The sequence below is a fragment of the Treponema paraluiscuniculi Cuniculi A genome (assembly GCF_000217655.1).
GTDB lineage: Bacteria > Spirochaetota > Spirochaetia > Treponematales > Treponemataceae > Treponema > Treponema pallidum.
On the sequence record NC_015714.1, the window covers coordinates 108,234 to 126,914 of the forward strand.

Sequence of the window (18,681 nt, forward strand, 5' to 3'; positions counted from 1 at the left end):
CTCTCGCTGGCATCGTAACGCAAAGAGACCCTTTGGATCCAGGCCCTATGTGTATCTGGCATTGCGTCCCAGTGTGCACGGGGCGATGGAGTGTTCTACACAGGCGACACAGACTCCTAGTTCTTGTATTCTGTGCAAAAACCGACGTAAAAACTGTATCTCCGTAGTCTAGTGAGTGTTCTCTGTGCATGAGTTACTCCCGTACGACCGGTGCTTTACGCGCGGTCCCCCTTGTGTTCCGTTCCGTCCTGGTGCTTGCGGTGTGGGGTGTTTCCTGCGTACAAGCCGCCGATGTGGCGCACAATGCGGATGTACCTTCCCGCTCGCTGAAGGCGCTCGAGCGTTTCCGTTTTTTTGTGTATCCCAAGCCGCTCGACCTTTCTAGTGACTTTCATGCGAAGGCCTTGAAGGAGGGGGCACTGGTTCCTAGCCTTTTCAAGGGGAAGGTGACGCTTTTGAACTTTTGGGCTACGTGGTGTCCGCCCTGTCGTGCGGAGATGCCGTCTATGGATCGCATGCAGGCTCTTATGAGGGGGAATGACTTTCAGATTGTCGCGGTCAACGTTGGTGACTCGAGAAAACAGGTGGAAAGTTTTATCGCGCGTGGAAAGCATACCTTTCCTATCTATCTTGACGAGGAGGGGAGTTTGGGGAGTGTTTTTGCCTCCCGTGGTCTGCCAACTACTTATGTTGTGGACAAGGCAGGGCGCATCGTGGCGGTGGTTGTCGGGAGTGTGGAGTATGACCAACCAGAGCTAGTGGCTCTCTTTAAGGAACTGGCGCGTGACTAGTGTCCCCGGCGTTGTGGGTTCCTTTTTGGCCGGATTGCTTTCTTTTCTCAGTCCCTGCGTCCTGCCGCTTATTCCGGCGTACGTCTCTTTCATTTCGGGAGAATCGCTCGGTTCTATCCGGGCGGGGGCGGCGCGGCTCCAGGTTTTTCTCAGCAGTGTTTTTTTTGTATTAGGACTGACGACGGTTTTTGTGTTGTTTTCGATCGTGTTTAGCGGAGGGGTGCAGCTTGCAGGTGCGGGTGTGCTCACTGTGCTCACGCGTGTAGCGGGCGTGGGGGTGATACTCCTCGGCTTAAACACAATCTTCGACGTGGTTCCGTTTTTGCGTGTGGAAAGGCGTATGCACACAACGGTGCGACGGGTGGGTGTGTTTCGTGCGTATCTTTTTGGGTTGCTGTTCGCAACGGGATGGACTCCGTGCGTGGGGCCGATTCTCTCTTCTCTGTTGTTCTATGCGGCGAGTTCTGGGCAGCTGCTCCACGCAGCAGGGCTCCTGACCGTGTATGCACTGGGATTGGGACTTCCCTTCGTGTTTGCAGGGATCTTTTTTGGACGTGCGGAGCGGGTGTTTGCGTGGGTAAAGCGTCACATGCACGCAGTAAAGCTCGCCTCCGGGATGTTGATCGTCTTTTTCGGACTGCTGATGCTAACGTCGGGGTTGCAGGCACTCAGTCGGCTTTTTCTACGGGCAGGATTCGCGTTAGAGGAATACTCGACGCGGGGAATAACCCCTCTTCGGCAAATAGCGGCACTTCTTGCGCAGTGGTTTTTGTACCAGGGGGTTTGAGCGCGAGCGGCTTTGGGGCTGTGCGGGTGGGTAGCCATCACGTAAATAGTTTTTTGATGCGTGTGAAGGCCAGCGTGACCTCTTCCTCGCTTATTTTTCCTTCCGGTGCATGGGCACGCACCAGGTGTTTGGGAATTTCGTCCAGAAAAGGGGAGGCGGTGCGCTCTTCCCTTTTTCCGCCGCGTTTCCTTGTGCGGCAGTGTGTCAGGTACAACTTCTCTTTTGCGCGGGTAATTGCAACGTAGAAAAGGCGTCGTTCTTCCTCGATGCTGTGAACCTCTTCTATACTTCGTTCGTGTGGAATGGTTCCCGCTTCCACGCCGGCGATAAGCACTACGGGAAATTCCAGCCCTTTCGACGCATGAATTGTCATGAGCGACACAGCGCCCTCTGTTTCTTTTTGGACGTTATCGCGTGCTAGCAACGTAACGCGGTTTAGGTAGTCGTACAAGCTTCCGTGTTCTGAACTCTGTTCCCAGTGTTCGATGGATTCGACTAAGTGTTCGATTTGCAAGAATTTAAAACGTGCGGCATGTTCGTTTTTTTGGAATTCTTGGATGAGGTAATTAAAATACTGAATGTCTTCAACAAATTTGCGTACCTTGTACGCAAGATTTTTCCCCGAAAGTAGATGGGTACGCGCCTGGGTAATGAGCTGGAGAAAATTTTCCACAGCGGTACGATGTGATTCTTTTAAATCGACTGCATGTGTTTTATTGATAATTTGATTCAGTGCATTGAACACGGAACATTGTTGTGTATTAGCAATGTCGGAGACTAGATGCAGTGTTTTTTTTCCAATTCCTCGCCTCGGGGTATTAATGATGCGTAATAGGTTGACATCGTCGTCAGGATTAGAAATTACCCGCAGATAACTAAGCACATCCTTTATTTCTTTCCTCTGAAAAAAGCTCATGCCGCCTGAGACACGGTATGGAATATTTTCTTGCAAAAATACGTCTTCAATTATGCGCATAAAACTATTCGTGCGGAGTAGGACTCCAAAACTACTGAAAGAATAGGATGCGCGTATTTGTTCTGCGAGAATTGTGTTTGCAATAAAGATTGCTTCATCACGTTCCGTTTCGGGATTGAAGATTTCAATAGGTTTTCCTGAATCGTTACCGGACCACAGTGCCTTTTCCTTGCGTTGTATATTGTGTGCGATAACGCCGTTTGCGGCAGCCAAAATAGTTCCGGTGGAACGGTAATTTTGCTCTAAGGTAATTTCTGTGGCGTAGGGGAAGTCTTTTTCAAAAGAGAGAAAATTGTCATGGTATGCTCCACGCCAAGAATAAATTGATTGATCATCGTCCCCTACTACACAGATATTTTGTGTAGCGAGCATTTTCATTAAACGGTACTGCTGTGCACTGGTGTCTTGGAATTCGTCCACTAAAATGTAACGATAGCGATCTTTATATGAAGCAAGGATATCAGGATATTCACTGAAGATCTGGATTGGCAGCACGATCAAATCGTCAAAGTCTACCGCATTAAATAATTTCAACGCAGTCTGATATTCGTGCCAAAGAGCACGTTCCTTGTGCTGTAGCTCTTTTAAGTTCTTACGCTGCATTTTAATAGCGGAAAAGAGCGTGCTCACGCAGTTTGTGTCAAGAACTTCTGGCAGGAGATGTACTTCCTTTGCTGCTTCGCGAATGAGAGCACGTTTATCATTTTCATCATAAATGCTAAAGTTCTTCCTCCAGCCGAGAACATGGATATGTTCTCGCAAAATCGTAACGCCAAAAGCGTGAAAAGTACTGACGGTCATGTTGCGTAAAGGTTTGCCCGTGAGAGCTTTAATACGTTCAGACATCTCGTGTGCGGCCTTGTTAGTGAAGGTCAGTGCAAGAATGCGCGATTGCAGAATACCGCATTCGAGCATATACGCGATGCGCGCCGTGATTACGCGCGTTTTCCCTGAGCCTGCGCCGGCGATAATGAGAAGCGGTCCCTCAAGTGTGGTAACGGCTCGACGTTGCTCAGGATTAAGTGTAGAGAGCATAGACGCACAAGCGTAGCAAAATAGGGCGGAAAAAAGAATATCCGTATGTGGGAGGGCATAGACTGTGGGTAATACTTCAGATTGGGTAGAGATGGATGGATTGCGCTATGTGTATGCCGCGCAGGGTGCGGCCCCCGTGCCTGCTCCTACGGATAATCCTGCTTGTGATGCGCACATGTCGCATGACGTCATAGCGCGTACTGCCCAAGCAGTTTTTGGTATTCGTGCGCTGTTTCCTTGGCAGCGCTTGGTAATTGCTAACATACTGGATGCGGCGCATGCGTGTACACATACAACTCCGTTCGCTGCGGCAGGTTCTTCTCAAACCGATGCTACGAGGGTGACTCATGTGGATGACGTGCAGCCTGAGGATAATTTCGTCGGTGCCATGCAAGACACACGTTTTGATCAGGATGGCGTGTCACGCGCACATCAAGTGGTGCTATTACCAACAGGTGCAGGAAAATCGCTGTGTTTTCAAGTACCTGCCCTCTTTTTAGAGGGGCCGACGCTAGTGGTGTACCCACTGTTATCGCTCATGCGTGATCAGTGCCGTCGGATGCAGGCAGTGGGATTTTCGGTCATCTTGTTACGTGGTGGACTGAATGCGCAAGAGCGCGCGTACATGTATGCGCAGTTGGATAGGTGTGCTGAGGCGTATGGCCGGATGCGAGGCGTTACGCCTCCTGCACACCAGACGGCAGAATTTCCCCCTGCAGATTCGATCTCTTTTGATGCGTCACTCTTCTCTGATGACGTGAGTACCTTCTCGAAGGTGGTACATGTGGATGAACGTCTTGCTCAGAAAAGGACAGAAAGTCGAAGAGGTGTATGCATCATCGCAAGTCCAGAGATACTCACACAACCTGCGCTGCGCGCACGCGTGCGTGCATGTCGCGTTGCGCATTTGGTTATTGATGAAGCGCACTGTGTGTCCGAGTGGGGAGATTCGTTTCGTCCTGATTACGTGCGACTAGGCGAATTGGTGCAGGATCTTGCGCCTCAAGTGGTGACTGCATTTACGGCGACTGCAAGTCAAACAGTGCTTGCGCGCATCATGGAAGTGCTGTTTGGCGGTCGTGCGCACGTGTTGCAGGGAACAGTAGATCGCCCGAACATTCGATACACCGTACGCACGGTGCTGTGTAAGCAGACAGCACTGACTCAACTTGTAGCGCGTTGTGTGCGCCCTGCAGTTATTTTTTGTGCTCGTCGGGTACAGGTGGAGCGTGTAACCCACCATTTGCGCACGTGTCTTTCTGACACACAGATACGTTTTTATCACGCAGGGTTGCAGAGGGAAGAAAAAGAAACAGTGGAGCGATGGTTTCATACCCATGATTCTGCCGTTTTGGTAACTACTTGCGCGTGGGGAATGGGAGTTGATAACCGAATGTACGTACGGTCATTCACGTGGATGCGCCACTGACTGTGGAGGCGTACGTACAGGAGGTTGGAAGAGCAGGACGGGACGGAATGCGTGCAGACGCATTTTTATTGTGGTCACCTCGAGATGCTCGCTCGATAGAAACACTGCCGCATGCACAACGGGTGCGTGCGCACGTGTTGCGCCACTTTGCTGAAAGCGGACGTTGTTGCCGCGCAGTTTTACTTGAGTCTTTGGGGGAACAGAATGTGTGTGCCGGATGTGATGTGTGTGCAGGCACTGCACGTTTTGTATGTGAGGATGTAGAAGCGCTCTTACAGTTTTTGAAAAAGAATGCGCGCAGATTCACTGTATCATCGTTGGTGCAGCACCTCGCGCTACATCAGAAAGTGCTCAGTGTGGCGGATGTACATGCCTTGCTATATTACGCGCTCGAAACAGGACGTGTGAAAAAAAAACATTCACTCTTGTGGGGTGATGTCCTGTATGTTGCACGTTAACGATTCTGCGAGCAGATCGTATCTGCAGGAAAGCAAGAAGGATGGCGAGAACATACAGTTGCCTTGTATATTCCGCGAGTTACGCGCATTTTTATGGCCGAGTGGTTAGCATTACTTCTACAGGTTTTTTATGCAATTTTATATACTGAGCCGTCGTTCATGTGTCTCCGATACGGTGTGGTCTAGGTTCCGTACCGTGCGGGCACAGAACACATCGAGCGGACGCGTCTGTTCGTGGAGGATATTATGAAAAGGTTTATTCCCCATCGGGTGATTCACGCGGTGTGTATCGGGCTTGCACTTGTAGGTTGTAGGAAACTCGATTCTCGTGCGGGGGATTTTGAGTTAACGATTATACATATCAACGATCATCATTCGCATTTGGAACCAGAACCCTTAGAGCTTGCAGTGGCAGGGGAAAGACTCAGAGCGGCTGTAGGCGGTTATGCGGCGCTTGTGCACGAGATACAACGGTTGCGTGCGGAGTCGAAGAACGCATTGGTACTGCATGCAGGAGATGCACTCATAGGTACGCTGTATTCTACCCTCTTTAGAGGGCGTGCGGACGCGGTGCTGATGAACCATGCAGGATTTGATTTTTTTACCCTTGGTAATCACGAATTTGATAATGGAAATGAGGGGCTCAAAGAATTTCTGCACTATTTGGAAGTGCCAGTTCTCTCTGCAAATGTGGTTCCTAATGCTGACAGCACGTTGCATGGCTTGTGGAAGCCGAGCGCTATTGTGGAGCGTGCAGGTGAGCGTATTGGGGTTATCGGACTTGATACGGTAAAGAAAACCGTGGAGTCATCCAGTCCCGGTAAGGATATCAATTTTATTGATGAGATAGAGGCGGTGCGTCGTGCAACTGTTGAAATGCAGCAGCAAGGAGTAAATAAAATAATCCTCCTTTCTCATGCAGGTTTTGAGAAGAACTGTGAAATTGCTCAGAACATTTCTGGTATTGACGTCATCGTGTCAGGTGATACCCACTACCTTTTGGGGGATGAATCGCTCGGACGGCTAGGTCTTCCGGTAGTTGGTGAATATCCCAGAAAGATTATGTCCCCTGCAGGGGAGCCTGTGTATGTGGTAGAGGCGTGGGAGTATGGTAAGTGTCTGGGCGAGCTGAACGTAGTCTTTGACCGAACAGGAGTAATAACGAGTGCAGTAGGCATGCCGCGTTTTTTGTTACATACGAATACATTGCAAAAAAAAGGAGCGGATAGAAAAAATTATCCTCTTGAGGAGGCAGAGCGTGAAGCGCTGCTTGTGGCACTGAGGATGACGCCGGAGATTATATTTGCGCAGGAGAATGATCAGATTATATCTGTGTTGGAAGAATTTAAAAAGGAAAAGGAGACGCTTGGTGCGCAGGCAATTGGCGTAATTACCGGTGCCTCAATGCGAGGTGGTTCTGTGCATCGAGTTCCCGATGCACAGAATCCACAGGGTTCGGTTGCAACGCGGTTTGTAGCAGAGACGATGCTCTCAGACATTCAAAGTTTTGGTGCGGGGAAGGTAGATTGCGTAATTCAAAATGCAGGCGGTGCGCGGTCAAATATTCAGCCTGGTGAGATTACGTATAATGACGCATACACGCTCCTCCCCTTTAGTAACACGCTGGTGTTGGTGGACGTCAGCGGTGCAGAGTTGAAACAAATTATAGAGGATGCATTGCAGTTTGCACTTGGTGATGGTTCCACGGGAGCCTTCCCCTATGGGGCAGGTGTCCGGTATGAAGCGCGCCAAGAACCAGATGAACATGGCAAACGAGTGATAAAGCTTGAGGTGCAAAAAAAAGATGGAGCGTGGGTGCCAGTAGATGAGCGCGCGCCGTATCGGTTGGGTGTGAACTCGTACATTCTTAAATAGTAGGAAGTAACTTACGTTAGAGGCCTGTAAAGAACGTAGTTCTTTACAGGCTGTGCCAATCTGCTTTTCCGGGAAAGACAAAGGGTATGCCACGTTAGGAGCGGGAAGAAGGGTGCGCACATAACCTTATCTTTGCGATTGACCGTGGTATACTCCTTGCACCTTATGCAAGAGAAAAAGACGCTTTACCTTCTTGATGCCTACGGACTTATTTACCGGAGTTACCACGCGTTCGCGCGTGCGCCGTTGATTAACGACAGCGGTGCGAATGTTTCTGCCGTATATGGTTTTTTTCGGAGTTTGCACACGCTCCTGTGTCACTATCGACCCCGTTATTTTGTTGCTGTTTTTGATTCTCTCACGCCTACCTTTCGGCACGTACAGTACCCAGCCTATAAGGCAAAAAGGGATAAGACTTCTGCAGAGCTTTATGCACAAATTCCCCTTATCGAAGAAATCCTGTGTGCACTGGGCATTACAGTTTTGCGTCATGACGGCTTTGAAGCTGACGACCTCATTGCAACCCTAGTAAAACGAGTTGCGGCTGAGCACTGTCATGTTGTGATTATCTCCTCAGATAAAGATGTACTTCAGCTTGTGTGTGATACAGTGCAAGTGCTCAGACTTGACATAGATCATAAGTGGACATGCTGCGACGCTGCGTACGTACAGCAACGGTGGACGGTCATGCCAACACAATTACTCGATTTGTTCTCTCTCATGGGAGATTCCTCCGACAATGTGCCTGGTGTGAGAGGGATTGGTCCTAAGACGGCTGCACATCTTCTCCACTGTTTTGGCACACTTGATGGTATTTATCGTCATACCTATTCCTTAAAAGAAGCGCTGCGCACGAAGATAGTGTGTGGGAAGAAAGATGCATTTTTTTCTCGTTCACTCATTGAGTTGCGTGACGATGTACCATGTGTTTTTTCGCTCGAAGATTCCTGTTGTATTCCGCTCGATGTAACGTCTGCTGCACGTATTTTTGTGCGAGAAGGATTGCATGCGCTTGCACAACAATATCGTGCTTGTGTGCAAGAAATAGATACAGAAGCAACAAACGATACATTACAAATGACAGAGTCTTCTGTGCTCACATCTGGTCGATGTGCAAATGAGTGTTTCTTATCTCAGGTAGAAGGGAGGGCTAGTACACCGGAGGTGAACTCCGTATTGAAGTCGGAGTTGAAGACGAGTGCTGTGTCTGGCGCCATGCCTATAGAAAATAGAGATCTTAGGCAGGATGTTATGCTTGCACGCAGTGCAGGTCATTATCGTGGTGTTACTGACCCTGTAGAACTTAAACGTATTATTGATTGCGCGTGTGCGAATGGTGTAGTCGCGTTTGATTGTGAAACGGATGGATTGCATCCGCACGATACACGTCTGGTCGGATTTTCGATCTGCTTTCAGGAAGCAGAGGCTTTTTATGTTCCTCTTATTGTTCCGGACGTTTCTCTTCATACCGAGTCAACTCAGTGTACATGTGCACGTAGCACTAATGTCGAGACTGAAAAGGAGTGCACAGAACAGCATGGGGTATCTGCATCTGCTGTGCAGGATCCGGCATATGTCCAAGCTGTCATGCACCAGCTTCGACGTCTTTGGAATGATGAGACGCTCACACTTGTTATGCATAATGGAAAGTTTGATTATCACGTTATGCATCGTGCAGGCGTTTTTGAGCACTGTGCATGTAATATTTTCGATACGATGGTTGCAGCTTGGTTGCTGGATCCCGATCGCGGTACATACGGTATGGATGTACTTGCCGCATCATTTTTTCAGATCAGAACGATTACATTTGAAGAAGTGGTAGCAAAAGGGCAAACCTTTGCGCACGTCCCTTATGAGTGTGCAGTCCGCTATGCAGCGGAGGATGCAGATATTACTTTTCGTTTATACCATTATTTAAAACTCCGCTTGGAAACAGCAGGATTGCTTTCTGTGTTTGAGACCATAGAAATGCCGCTTTTGCCTATCCTAGCACGTATGGAAGAAGTGGGGATTTTTTTACGTAAGGATGTTGTGCAGCAGCTCACTCGATCTTTTTCAGATTTGATCCAGCAGTACGAGCACGATATTTTTTCTCTTGCCGGTCATGAATTTAATATTGGTTCTCCGAAGCAACTGCAGACAGTCCTTTTTCAAGAATTACATTTACCGCCCGGTAAAAAGAATACTCAAGGTTATTCTACTGATTATTCTGTATTGAAGAAACTTGCACGTAAGCATCCCATTGCAGAAAAAATATTGCTCTTTAGAGATCTTTCAAAGTTACGTTCGACGTATACCGAATCGCTTGCAAAACTTGCTGATCAAACAGGGCGTGTACATACTAGTTTTGTGCAAATTGGTACCGCAACTGGAAGGCTTTCGAGTAGAAATCCAAATTTACAAAACATTCCCATTAAAAGCACAGAAGGAAGAAAAATAAGGCAGGCGTTTCAAGCTACTGTTGGGCATGAGTTAATTTCGGCAGACTATACACAAATAGAGCTGGTCGTGTTGGCCCATCTATCTCAAGATAGAAATCTTCTCAATGCATTTCGACAGCACATTGATATTCATGCATTGACTGCTGCATATATTTTCAATGTGTCTATAGACGATGTACAACCTGCAATGAGAAGAATCGCAAAAACTATTAACTTTGGAATCGTGTATGGAATGAGCGCTTTTAGATTGAGTGATGAACTTAAAATTTCTCAGAAGGAAGCGCAGAGCTTCATTTACCGTTATTTTGAAACGTACCCGGGGGTGTATGCTTTTAGTACACAGGTTGCAGAGCAGACACGTAAAACCGGCTATGTGACTAGCTTGGCTGGAAGACGACGCTACATCCGTACCATCGATAGCCGCAATACGCTTGAGCGCGCGCGTGCCGAACGTATGGCGTTGAATACTCAAATTCAGAGTTCTGCGGCGGATATTGTGAAAATTGCCATGATAGCAATCCAGCGCGCGTTTGCGCGCCGACCGTTACGTGCACAATTGTTGCTACAGGTACACGATGAATTGATTTTTGAGGCGCCAGCTGCTGAGACAGCGATAGTGAAAGAAATTCTCTTTGCTGAGATGGAACATGCTGTTGAGCTCTCGATCCCGCTGCGTATACACGTGGAGTCTGGAAATAGTTGGGGTGATTTTCATTAGCATACCCATCTGAGGGATGCAACAGGGCACGTTATGAGGTTACCTCGGCGCGTAGTTCCTTAAAAAATGATGCTACCACGCACAACATAATCAGCGCTAAAGGAAATGCCGCAATGATGGCTAAACTTTTCAGGTGCATGAGTGTGGACTGGGAGAATATGAGAGAAGCGGGAAGGAGAATGCACGCAACCGCCCAAAACGATTTCATTATTTGACGTGGTTCTTCTCCCGGTGCAACGCTTTTTTGCGAATAGGAAGCGATGATGAGCGTTAATGCGTCAAAAGTACTTGCATAAAAGGCGATCATGGTAGCTGCCAACAGCGCCATAACGATGTACGCGCAGGGCAGTGTCTGAATAATTGCGATAATCACTTCAGCGGGTGTATTCCCCGCGCGCAGCAAGTACGCGGCAGGAAGGAGGTGGTGCGTTTGTAAATAGAGCCCGTAGTTCCCCAAGACGATGAAGGAGCCGTACGTACCTGCGATACCCCAGCAGAGCCCTCCGACGATGGTATTCCGGATGGTTCTCCCTTCGGATATCGCGCCGATGAAGAATGGGGTTGCAACAGACCACGTGATCCAATACGCCCAGTAAAAGATAGTCCACCGCTGTGGAAATCCAAGCGTCCCATCCGTTTCCTGTAATGAAATACGAGAAGGATCCATCCACGTTGCCATAAGAAAGAAGTTTTGTAGCATTTTCCCTATCGCGGTGATACCCGTCTCGATAAGATACACGGTTGGTCCTGCACACAAGAAGAAAACAAGAACAGTACTAAAGCAGTACACCGCGGCACGCGAGAGCTTTGAGATCCCCTGGGTACCCAGCAGTACTGCTGTGGTGTACACCAACGCAATAACGCAGAGCAACGCTAAAGCGAGCAGCTGGGTGTTAGAAATACCGAACAAGAGAGAAACCATGAGCGAAAGGAGGGGCGTTGCTAAGGAAAACGTGGTTGCAACGCCTAGAAGCAATCCCACTACAGAACAGATATCGATTGCTTCTCCTATTATTCCGTCTACGTACGCGCCCAGCAGCGGACGACAGGCTTCAGAAATTTTGTGTGTGTGTCGCTTCTTTACATGCAACATGTAGCCGAAGGCCACTGCGAGAAGAACGTAAAAAGACCAAGGTATGATGCCCCAATGGAAAAGGGGATACGCTGCCGCCCATTCTTGTCTTTCCGTGGGAGGGGAGTGTTCTGCTATAAACGGAGCTTGAGTGAAGTAGTGCGCCCATTCGATGAGCGACCAATACAAAATATCCGCCGCCATAGTGGACGTAAAAATCATGGAGCCCCACGTAAAGTTGGAATAGCGTGCGGTGCGCGTAGTACCCAGATACACCGCACCATACCGTGAAAAAGCAATAGTCAGCGTTGTTCCTAAAAAAAACAGTCCGGTAAGGATATAGAAAAAGCCCAGTTTGTTTACCAGTATATTCAAGAGGGTACCGATTACCCGATGAGAAATGTCAGGAAAGGAAATAAATAGGAGTGCGCACGAGATCACGATTCCCAATGGGATGAGAGAGACGCTGAAGTCACATTTTTCTTTCTGCATGATCTGCCCTATGTGTTTTCAGGAGCGTCTGAACTGCTTCGTAATATTCTTTTGCATATCGGTACATTTTCAGTCCATAATCTCCAAACGAGATACCAAGTGCCTGTTTGTAGCTCGTCCACAAAGACCACAAAAATCCCCCAAGAGCAATATAGCAAAAGACGCGCAGGCGCTCTTCTCCGTGCGGATTACGCTGAAAATAACGATACATGAGATCTTCTATCTGGGCGGTGTTAAAGTGGGCATACAAAGAGAACATTGCGATATCCACAAGCGGATCACACATGCCCGCATATTCCCAATCGATGAGCTGGGCGCTGCCATCGCAAAGCAGGAAGTTATCTGGGGTTAGATCGACATGCGTAAGTACGCACGGTTTGTCCACTGAGTCGACAATAGCCAAGAGTGTATTCATTTTTTCTCTCACTGAACGATAGTCAGCGTAAAGAATACTGTACTGGTCGAGGGCAAGCTTTTCGTAATACGCAATACGCGATCTGAAGTCGAACCTATGGGCAACACAAATACCTGATTGATGGAGTTTGCGCGCAATCCTCATGCACAAGTCAAGGTCTGCCGGATCACTAGGGTTTGCACTGCGGCAGTCTTTGTGGAAGACAGTGATTTTAATACCACGGGCAGGCTCAAGGTGAACGAGAGTGTCACAAATATTAAGGGGCTTAATTGCTTCATACACGGCAGCTTCTTGGAAGCGATTGACAAGGAGTTCGGTACCCTCTCCAGGAATTCTGAATAGGTACGGCTTATCATTCAGCTCAAAGATAAAAGATTTGTTCGTCATTCCTGCTTTAAGTGGACGCAGCTTACCGATTGTCATTTCGGGTTGGTTGAAAACATGGGAAATGACGCGCATCCACTCGTTATCGCTCGAAACCATGTACGCAAAATCAAACTTGCGCAGCTCATCGAGCGACTCAAATTCGTAGATAAGGTTGTCAGCCTGTTTGTTGGCAAACATGGTAAGGGATTTTGTATTGCGCATAAAGACGTCTTCCCAGAACCACGCGCGGTTTTCTGGGCGCATGTAGGCAGCTTCGATGAGGGGGATGATCTTTTTAGAAAACGATGCAGAAAAGTAAGCCGGACCGTACATGATCCACCCACTTCTGCCACCAATTTTCACGGCGGTAATTTTGTCGTACAATCCGGTTTTTAGCACCCACTCCTTTGTTTTCCCTTGTGTCTTGACAGCCGCATACCAGGAATCCCACTCATGGGAGTGATAAATGTTTTCGCGTAGCCAGTTATCGCTTGAGAGTATGTAGGTATTTCGAAGTAAATGACGGGCGTGGTAGAGGGTGGATAGGTTGTTGGCAGTTTCATAGTCAGGGTTATAGGTGAGCGTCACGTCATGCTTGTCGACGAGGTACTCAAAGGCCTCTTTGAGGTAGCCGACGACGACCGTGATGTCAGTAATGCCGACTTCGTGTAACTGACGAATTTGACGCTCAATCATGGGCTCACCAAAGACTTTCAGCAGGCCCTTTGGAGTAGCGTACGTAAGAGGCACGCAACGGGAGCCAAAGCCTGCAGCCATTATTACCGCATTATGAACCCGGCAAGACTGATACTGACTATGTGCAAGGGGGGTGAGAGAACGCGTCCGCGCACCAAAGGTCCCGTGGGTTTCAAGGAGTCCTGCAGACTTCATAGCGTGTAGAAGGCGATTGGTGTAAGCCAAGGACAGGCGCAACGCCTTGGCGATATCACGCTGGCAAAGCCGAGGCGCATCGCGCAAAAGCTGAAAAATCTGGAAAAAACGACGCCTCACACTGAGGAAGTGTACGGGCGTGTTCGCCCGTCGTCAAGCACGCAAAAAACAGGGGGAAAAGCACACCCCTCCCTGCTCGCTTTCTGCACACAGCCGTGAGGAGCGCATCCTTCGCTCTCCTAGATAATATTTTTCATCACAATCGGCTGTCCTGTTGCATCAAGGGCGTCGCGCCACAACGATCCTTCAGGATTTACGTGTTTGCGTTGGCACACCACCACATCGATTGGGAGGTGTACAAACTTATTGTGCACCAAGCCAATGATCATTTTCGTTTTACCGCACATCGCCGCATGCACCGCATTGTTACCGAGGCGTTCGCAGTAAATCGAATCTATGGGCGCAGCAACCGCGGAACGAATCAAGTAGCTCGGATCGATGTACTTTAAATTGGTGTGTATACGCTTTTCTTTGAAATAGACTTCAATCTTTTCTTTTAAGAACAAACCGATATCCGCAAGGCGCTTGTTACCCGACGCATCCGTGCCGCTGCTCACGCGCAAACTACCTCCTTGGGAATCACCGGAGGGCACACCGTCCGCATTTACCATTAGGTCTTGCCCCGCACCTTCTGCTACAACGAGCACCGCATGCTTACGTAGCGCGATTCGCTTCTCTAGGTGAGCCAAAAGCCCATTTGGACCGTCAAGGTCAAAGCTCACTTCAGGGATGAGTACGAAGTTTGTCTCATGGCTCGCAATCGCCGTGTACGTAGCGATGAATCCAGACTCACGCCCCATGAGTTTGACCAGTCCAATGCCGTTAATCTGTGAACGAGCCTCCATGTGCGCTGCGGCAACTGCCTCTGTTGCTTTGACAATAGCAGTATCGAAGCCAAATGACTTTTGAACAAAAGAGATGTCGTTGTCCACCGTTTTGGGAATGCCGATGATGGAAATCTTAAGGTTGCGGTGTTTTATTTCGTCGGCAATCTCTTTTGCTCCCTTCTGACTGCCATCCCCCCCAATGATAAAGAGAATGTGCAGGTTGAGCCGCTCGATACCATCGACGATGTCAACCACACGGTTCCCCCCACCGCGCGAGGTGCCTAGCAGCGAACCACCTGTTTTGTGGCAGTTATCGATGACCTCAGGGGTGAGCGGCAGGATATCGAAGTTGTAATCGGGCAAGAGGCCCTTATAGCCAAAGCGGATACCACTAATGCGCTTAACGCCATAGCGGCCCCAAAGGCAGCGGACGATGGCGCGAATGACATCGTTGAGTCCGGGACAGAGCCCTCCACAGGTGACAATACCTGCATGAACGTGATGCGGGTTGAAGAAAATCTTCTGGCGCGGGCCCGCACGTTCCATCAAGTTTTTATGAGTAAAGGGCCCTACCGTCTCCCCCAGATGCGCACTCAGTTCATGGCTGATGTACTCATTGTCACTGACGTAGTTAGGAATGAAGTCGCCAAGGGTGTGAGACAGGTAGATGGGAGAGGGAATTTTGCTCTCCCCCAATGACTCTATAGAAAAATCGTACTCTTTAGGAAGATGTGCCATGGGGTCCTCCGCGTACCGCGTGCGTAGAGACTCCCTCAGGCTAACGCAATGGGGTGAAAGATGCAATATGAATTAAAGATGCGAAGATGCCCTGGGTGTTTTCATTGAGCGTTCATTTCGTTTTGCCTTTGTACGGAGTAGGGAGACTGCTGACTCCGGCGTATTTCGTATAACAGAATACCTGCGGCAACCGACACGTTCAGACTGTCTACATTCCCCTGCGTTGGGATAGAGATGAGTGCGTCGCAGTGCGTGCGCAGCAACGGCGAAACGCCGTGCCCCTCGTTGCCTAACACAAGCGCTGTCTTAGGAGGAAAAGTACGGGCGCCTATTGCTTCTCCTGCTACATCAGCACCGTATAGCCAGAATCCTGAACGCTTGAGGATACCTGCAGTGCGCACTAGGTTGCGTACACGCACAAGCGGTACCCATGCAACAGCGCCTGCGCTCACTCGCGCGATAGTTTCTGTACCTCCTGCCCCATGATGGTGCGGCAGGAGCACTGCATCGACAGAAAATTGGTCTGCGCTGCGTACAATTGCCCCAACGTTGTGGGGATCAGTAATTGCGTCTAAGACGAGCACAAGCGCGTGCGTGTGCGTTGCCAGTGCATGTAACAACGTTCGTTCCTGCGAGCTGTCCACAGCGGGTTGTTTTTTTCTTGTATGAGAACCCTGCGGCGTTGCGCTCGGTGAACTTAGAACAGCAAGGATACCGCGGTGATCGCGCAGCGCAGGGGGTAAGCTACGCGCTAGCTTATCAAGCACAGCACACGTTGTGTGCGTGATCCGTATCCCCCGTGCCGCGGCCATACCAAGGAGTCGTTTGATACGCGCATTTTCCGCTGCATAATAGAGCGTGAGCACACGCACGCAGCTTTGTTGCGTCTTGCTGTTTTTTCCCCCCGCGTGTAACCCTTCTGGCGCGGCAGGCTGCGCGCGTAGAAACTCTTCGATGGCGCGTAATCCTGAAATAACCATACGGAGTAAGTGTTCTCCTCCTTGTATCGCAGCCAGGCGCGCTTTGCAATAGCGCTGCTGACTGGAAGGAGCGACTGCACAATTGTATCGGCAATGTGCAGTTGTGTGTCTTTGCCGGAATGCGCGTGTGCTGTGGGGCTGCTGATGGCAGCTGCCAGTCTGCGTCGGTCAAGTGGAGGTACCGGATAAGTTTTTGATCTGAGTGAGTGTTCGTTATCTGCTTGACAGAAAATACGTGTCGTACTAGCCTGGGCCTCCCTCCCTGGTTGTGTAATGGTAGCACCGCAGATTCTGGTTCTGTGTGTGGGGGTTCGAGTCCTCCCTAGGGAAAGCGCGTGTGGTCCCTTCGTCTATCGGTTAGGACATGAGATTTTCAATCTCAGAAGACGGGTTCAATTCCCGTAGGGACTATTCTTTTCTCTATTTAAAAAGGGGAGGAGCGCGTGTGGTCCCTTCGTCTATCGGTTAGGACATGAGATTCTCAATCTTAAAAGACGGGTTCAATTCCCGTAGGGACTATTGGGGTGTGTATTCCCCTGAGTGCGTGGCTATGGTGACGCTATGAACGAACAGCTCTCAACATTTGATAAATTGGTGGAAACGCTCTCCACTGAGGACGCGCAGCGTATGCTTGCCGATATCGGGAAAGCACTGCGTACTAGTGAAGCTAACGCGGAGACTCCCGCGAAAGTCAAGAAAAAGCGCGCCTTTGCTCGCTGGGATACCAGAGAGGATAGCTTGGCGGGCGAAACCTTTTTTTTCCGCTTCTGGATTGGGGTAAAGTCCTTTTTTCGGTCTTCGTCGGTGGAAGCGTTGTACGAGGAAACACTTCTCCAGCGTCTGGGCAATGATCTTAAGGCGCATTACGCGCAGTACATTGACGTAAAGGAAAAAACCTTCACAAAGGTTTTTTACGACAAGATGGGCGAGTTGCGTAAAACACAGGTATTTTTTGATTCATTGCTCGCCTGCTACAATAGCGATAAGGGGGACTTCTACCTCCTGTTGAGCTCTTTTATCACTCCCGTTGCGTATGAGCAGCTGATGGCGTGCAGCGATCCGTTTGCTGCGCAGGGAGATGGTACTCCTTCTGGTTTGCGTGCGTCCCTCCTTAAAAGAATGGACGTCGCCCTTGCCACCCTGAGTGGTCCTCATAAAACTGAGTTGTATCAGGCGGCGCGCGCTATCGAGTGGATGAAGGTTTTTTGTGAAGTGCCTGTCGATCGTATTCTGCTGCGTTTTACCGTTATCTCCCCGGCGAGTGCCGTGTGTCCCATTACTATTTTGCAATCTGAATTGGAAAAGCTTGCGTGTGTTATCCATGACAGCAAGCATATTCCTGACGCGGTATTGCAGGGGCTTTTTGTGCTGAAGAGTAAAACATCGCTGCATGACGCGCAGGTGGATAACGCTGCGCACGCTGCTGCCTTTCTTAAGGAGGCGAGTGCAGCGCTCGTTGTTATCAAGGATTTATCACACAGCATTCCTATTGAGGATTTTGTCCGTTTTGCAGGTAGGAACATTCGTTGGCAACCTCGGGCAATTGCCGGTGGTGAGGATTGGTTTGTCCATTTTAAGAATGCGTGGAAAAAACGTTTCAATGAAAAATGGGCGCTGTGGTCTACTGCACAGAAGCGTTTAGTGCTTAAGGAGCAAATGCTTTCTCTTCTCGGAAGGGAGCAGTTCTCAGAGTTGACTCATCGGCCATGGGAAGGGTTTTGGTATCAGCTTGTGTTTAGGCGAGAGATGTCTTTTGTCTTTTTAAAAAATTTGTTCGAAGATGCGTATGCGCGCGTCGTTTCACCGCCGCTGAACGTTATTCTTGCTGAGGGCAGTTTCTATCGTCGAGATGAGTTGATAGAGTACACTGACGCGGTAAATGTACTGGAGCAGATGGGAGCAAAGATTAGGAATTTCGAGGTAAGACTTTCGCCGGTGGGGGAATGGGGAGTCGCCTTTAGTGCCCAGCGTAAAGAGCACACAGTTACCATGAAAAGTAAGGGTATTCTGGAAGCTCTGATAAAGGTAATTGACTCTGAGGCGACTGTCTTGCTTGATGCAACCTTAAAGGCATTTCATTGCATTGGCGCTATGTTGGCGAGTATGATCGGGGCGTCGAAAACAAGTGCCTACGCAACGCTTACCAATTGGTCTGATATCCGTGGGAGCGACAATGCTAGCTTCCGTGAGCAGGCTTCTCAGGCGAGAGCGTATGTGCAAACGGCGTCGCGTGCGCTAGTAGAAATGGAGAACCTAGAAACTACGCACCTGTGAGCGTTTCGCTCCTTTTCTGTATTCCTTTCGTGGGATTGGTTTGCAGGGCACGTGGT

Annotated in this window: 12 protein-coding genes and 3 tRNA genes; 10 read left to right on the plus strand and 5 right to left on the minus strand. The window is 49.3% G+C overall.

What is annotated here, in order from left to right; translation table 11 throughout:
• The first annotated feature begins 188 nt into the window (after positions 1–188).
• Positions 189–791 (plus strand): TlpA disulfide reductase family protein, encoded by a 603-nt coding sequence (locus TPCCA_RS00490; protein WP_013944806.1) that lies wholly within the window; start codon positions 189–191, stop codon positions 789–791.
• Positions 784–1,578: a cytochrome c biogenesis protein CcdA gene (locus tag TPCCA_RS00495; RefSeq protein WP_013944807.1), complete on the plus strand. Its 795-nt coding sequence runs from the start codon at positions 784–786 to the stop codon at positions 1,576–1,578. Before TPCCA_RS00490 ends, TPCCA_RS00495 begins: the two co-directional genes overlap by 8 nt.
• Before the next feature lie 37 nt (positions 1,579–1,615).
• Here the strand turns inward: TPCCA_RS00495 and TPCCA_RS00500 are convergent, their stop codons facing one another.
• On the minus strand, positions 1,616–3,589 hold the full coding sequence (locus TPCCA_RS00500; protein ID WP_013944808.1) for an ATP-dependent helicase: 1,974 nt from the start codon (positions 3,587–3,589) through the stop codon (positions 1,616–1,618).
• Between the two features lie 64 nt (positions 3,590–3,653).
• On the opposite strand from TPCCA_RS00500, the gene TPCCA_RS00505 reads away from it, so the two are divergent.
• The 4 genes from TPCCA_RS00505 (at position 3,654) to polA (ending at position 10,510) form a co-directional block, all read left to right on the plus strand.
• On the plus strand, positions 3,654–5,018 hold the full coding sequence (locus TPCCA_RS00505; protein WP_245522147.1) for a DEAD/DEAH box helicase: 1,365 nt from the start codon (positions 3,654–3,656) through the stop codon (positions 5,016–5,018).
• A complete protein-coding gene (locus TPCCA_RS05585) occupies positions 5,003–5,476 on the plus strand; it encodes a RecQ family ATP-dependent DNA helicase (protein ID WP_245522148.1) in 474 nt (157 codons plus the stop codon). Before TPCCA_RS00505 ends, TPCCA_RS05585 begins: the two co-directional genes overlap by 16 nt.
• A gap of 246 nt (positions 5,477–5,722) precedes the next feature.
• Positions 5,723–7,351, plus strand: a complete 1,629-nt coding sequence (gene nadN / locus TPCCA_RS00510; protein WP_013944809.1) for an NAD nucleotidase — start codon at positions 5,723–5,725, stop codon at positions 7,349–7,351.
• Positions 7,352–7,516: 165 nt separating this feature from the next.
• Positions 7,517–10,510, plus strand: coding sequence for a DNA polymerase I (gene polA, locus TPCCA_RS00515; RefSeq protein ID WP_013944810.1), 2,994 nt, complete (start codon positions 7,517–7,519; stop codon positions 10,508–10,510).
• A 31-nt stretch (positions 10,511–10,541) separates the two neighbouring features.
• On the opposite strand, the gene TPCCA_RS00520 is transcribed toward polA, so the two are convergent.
• The 4 genes from TPCCA_RS00520 to rlmB form a co-directional block, all read right to left on the minus strand.
• Positions 10,542–12,074 (minus strand): BCCT family transporter, encoded by a 1,533-nt coding sequence (locus TPCCA_RS00520; RefSeq protein ID WP_013944811.1) that lies wholly within the window; start codon positions 12,072–12,074, stop codon positions 10,542–10,544.
• On the minus strand, positions 12,055–13,866 hold the full coding sequence (locus tag TPCCA_RS00525) for a phosphotransferase (protein ID WP_144011655.1): 1,812 nt from the start codon (positions 13,864–13,866) through the stop codon (positions 12,055–12,057). The genes TPCCA_RS00520 and TPCCA_RS00525 overlap by 20 nt, the downstream gene beginning before the upstream one ends.
• 119 nt (positions 13,867–13,985) lie before the next feature.
• Entirely contained in the window at positions 13,986–15,371 is a 1,386-nt protein-coding gene (locus TPCCA_RS00530) for an ATP-dependent 6-phosphofructokinase (RefSeq protein WP_013944813.1), read from the minus strand.
• Positions 15,372–15,472: 101 nt separating this feature from the next.
• Positions 15,473–16,351 carry a 23S rRNA (guanosine(2251)-2'-O)-methyltransferase RlmB gene (gene rlmB / locus TPCCA_RS00535; protein ID WP_013944814.1) on the minus strand — a complete coding sequence of 293 codons (879 nt, stop codon included), beginning with the start codon at positions 16,349–16,351 and terminating at the stop codon, positions 15,473–15,475.
• Positions 16,352–16,610: 259 nt separating this feature from the next.
• Between rlmB and TPCCA_RS00540 the strand changes: the two genes are divergently transcribed.
• The 4 genes from TPCCA_RS00540 (at position 16,611) to TPCCA_RS00555 (ending at position 18,625) form a co-directional block, all read left to right on the plus strand.
• Positions 16,611–16,681, plus strand: a tRNA-Gln gene (locus TPCCA_RS00540).
• Positions 16,682–16,690: 9 nt separating this feature from the next.
• Positions 16,691–16,762, plus strand: a tRNA-Glu gene (locus TPCCA_RS00545).
• A 36-nt stretch (positions 16,763–16,798) separates the two neighbouring features.
• Positions 16,799–16,870: transfer RNA gene (locus tag TPCCA_RS00550), tRNA-Glu, on the plus strand.
• A gap of 21 nt (positions 16,871–16,891) precedes the next feature.
• On the plus strand, positions 16,892–18,625 hold the full coding sequence (locus TPCCA_RS00555; protein ID WP_013944816.1) for a DUF5312 domain-containing protein: 1,734 nt from the start codon (positions 16,892–16,894) through the stop codon (positions 18,623–18,625).
• Positions 18,626–18,681 lie beyond the last annotated feature (56 nt).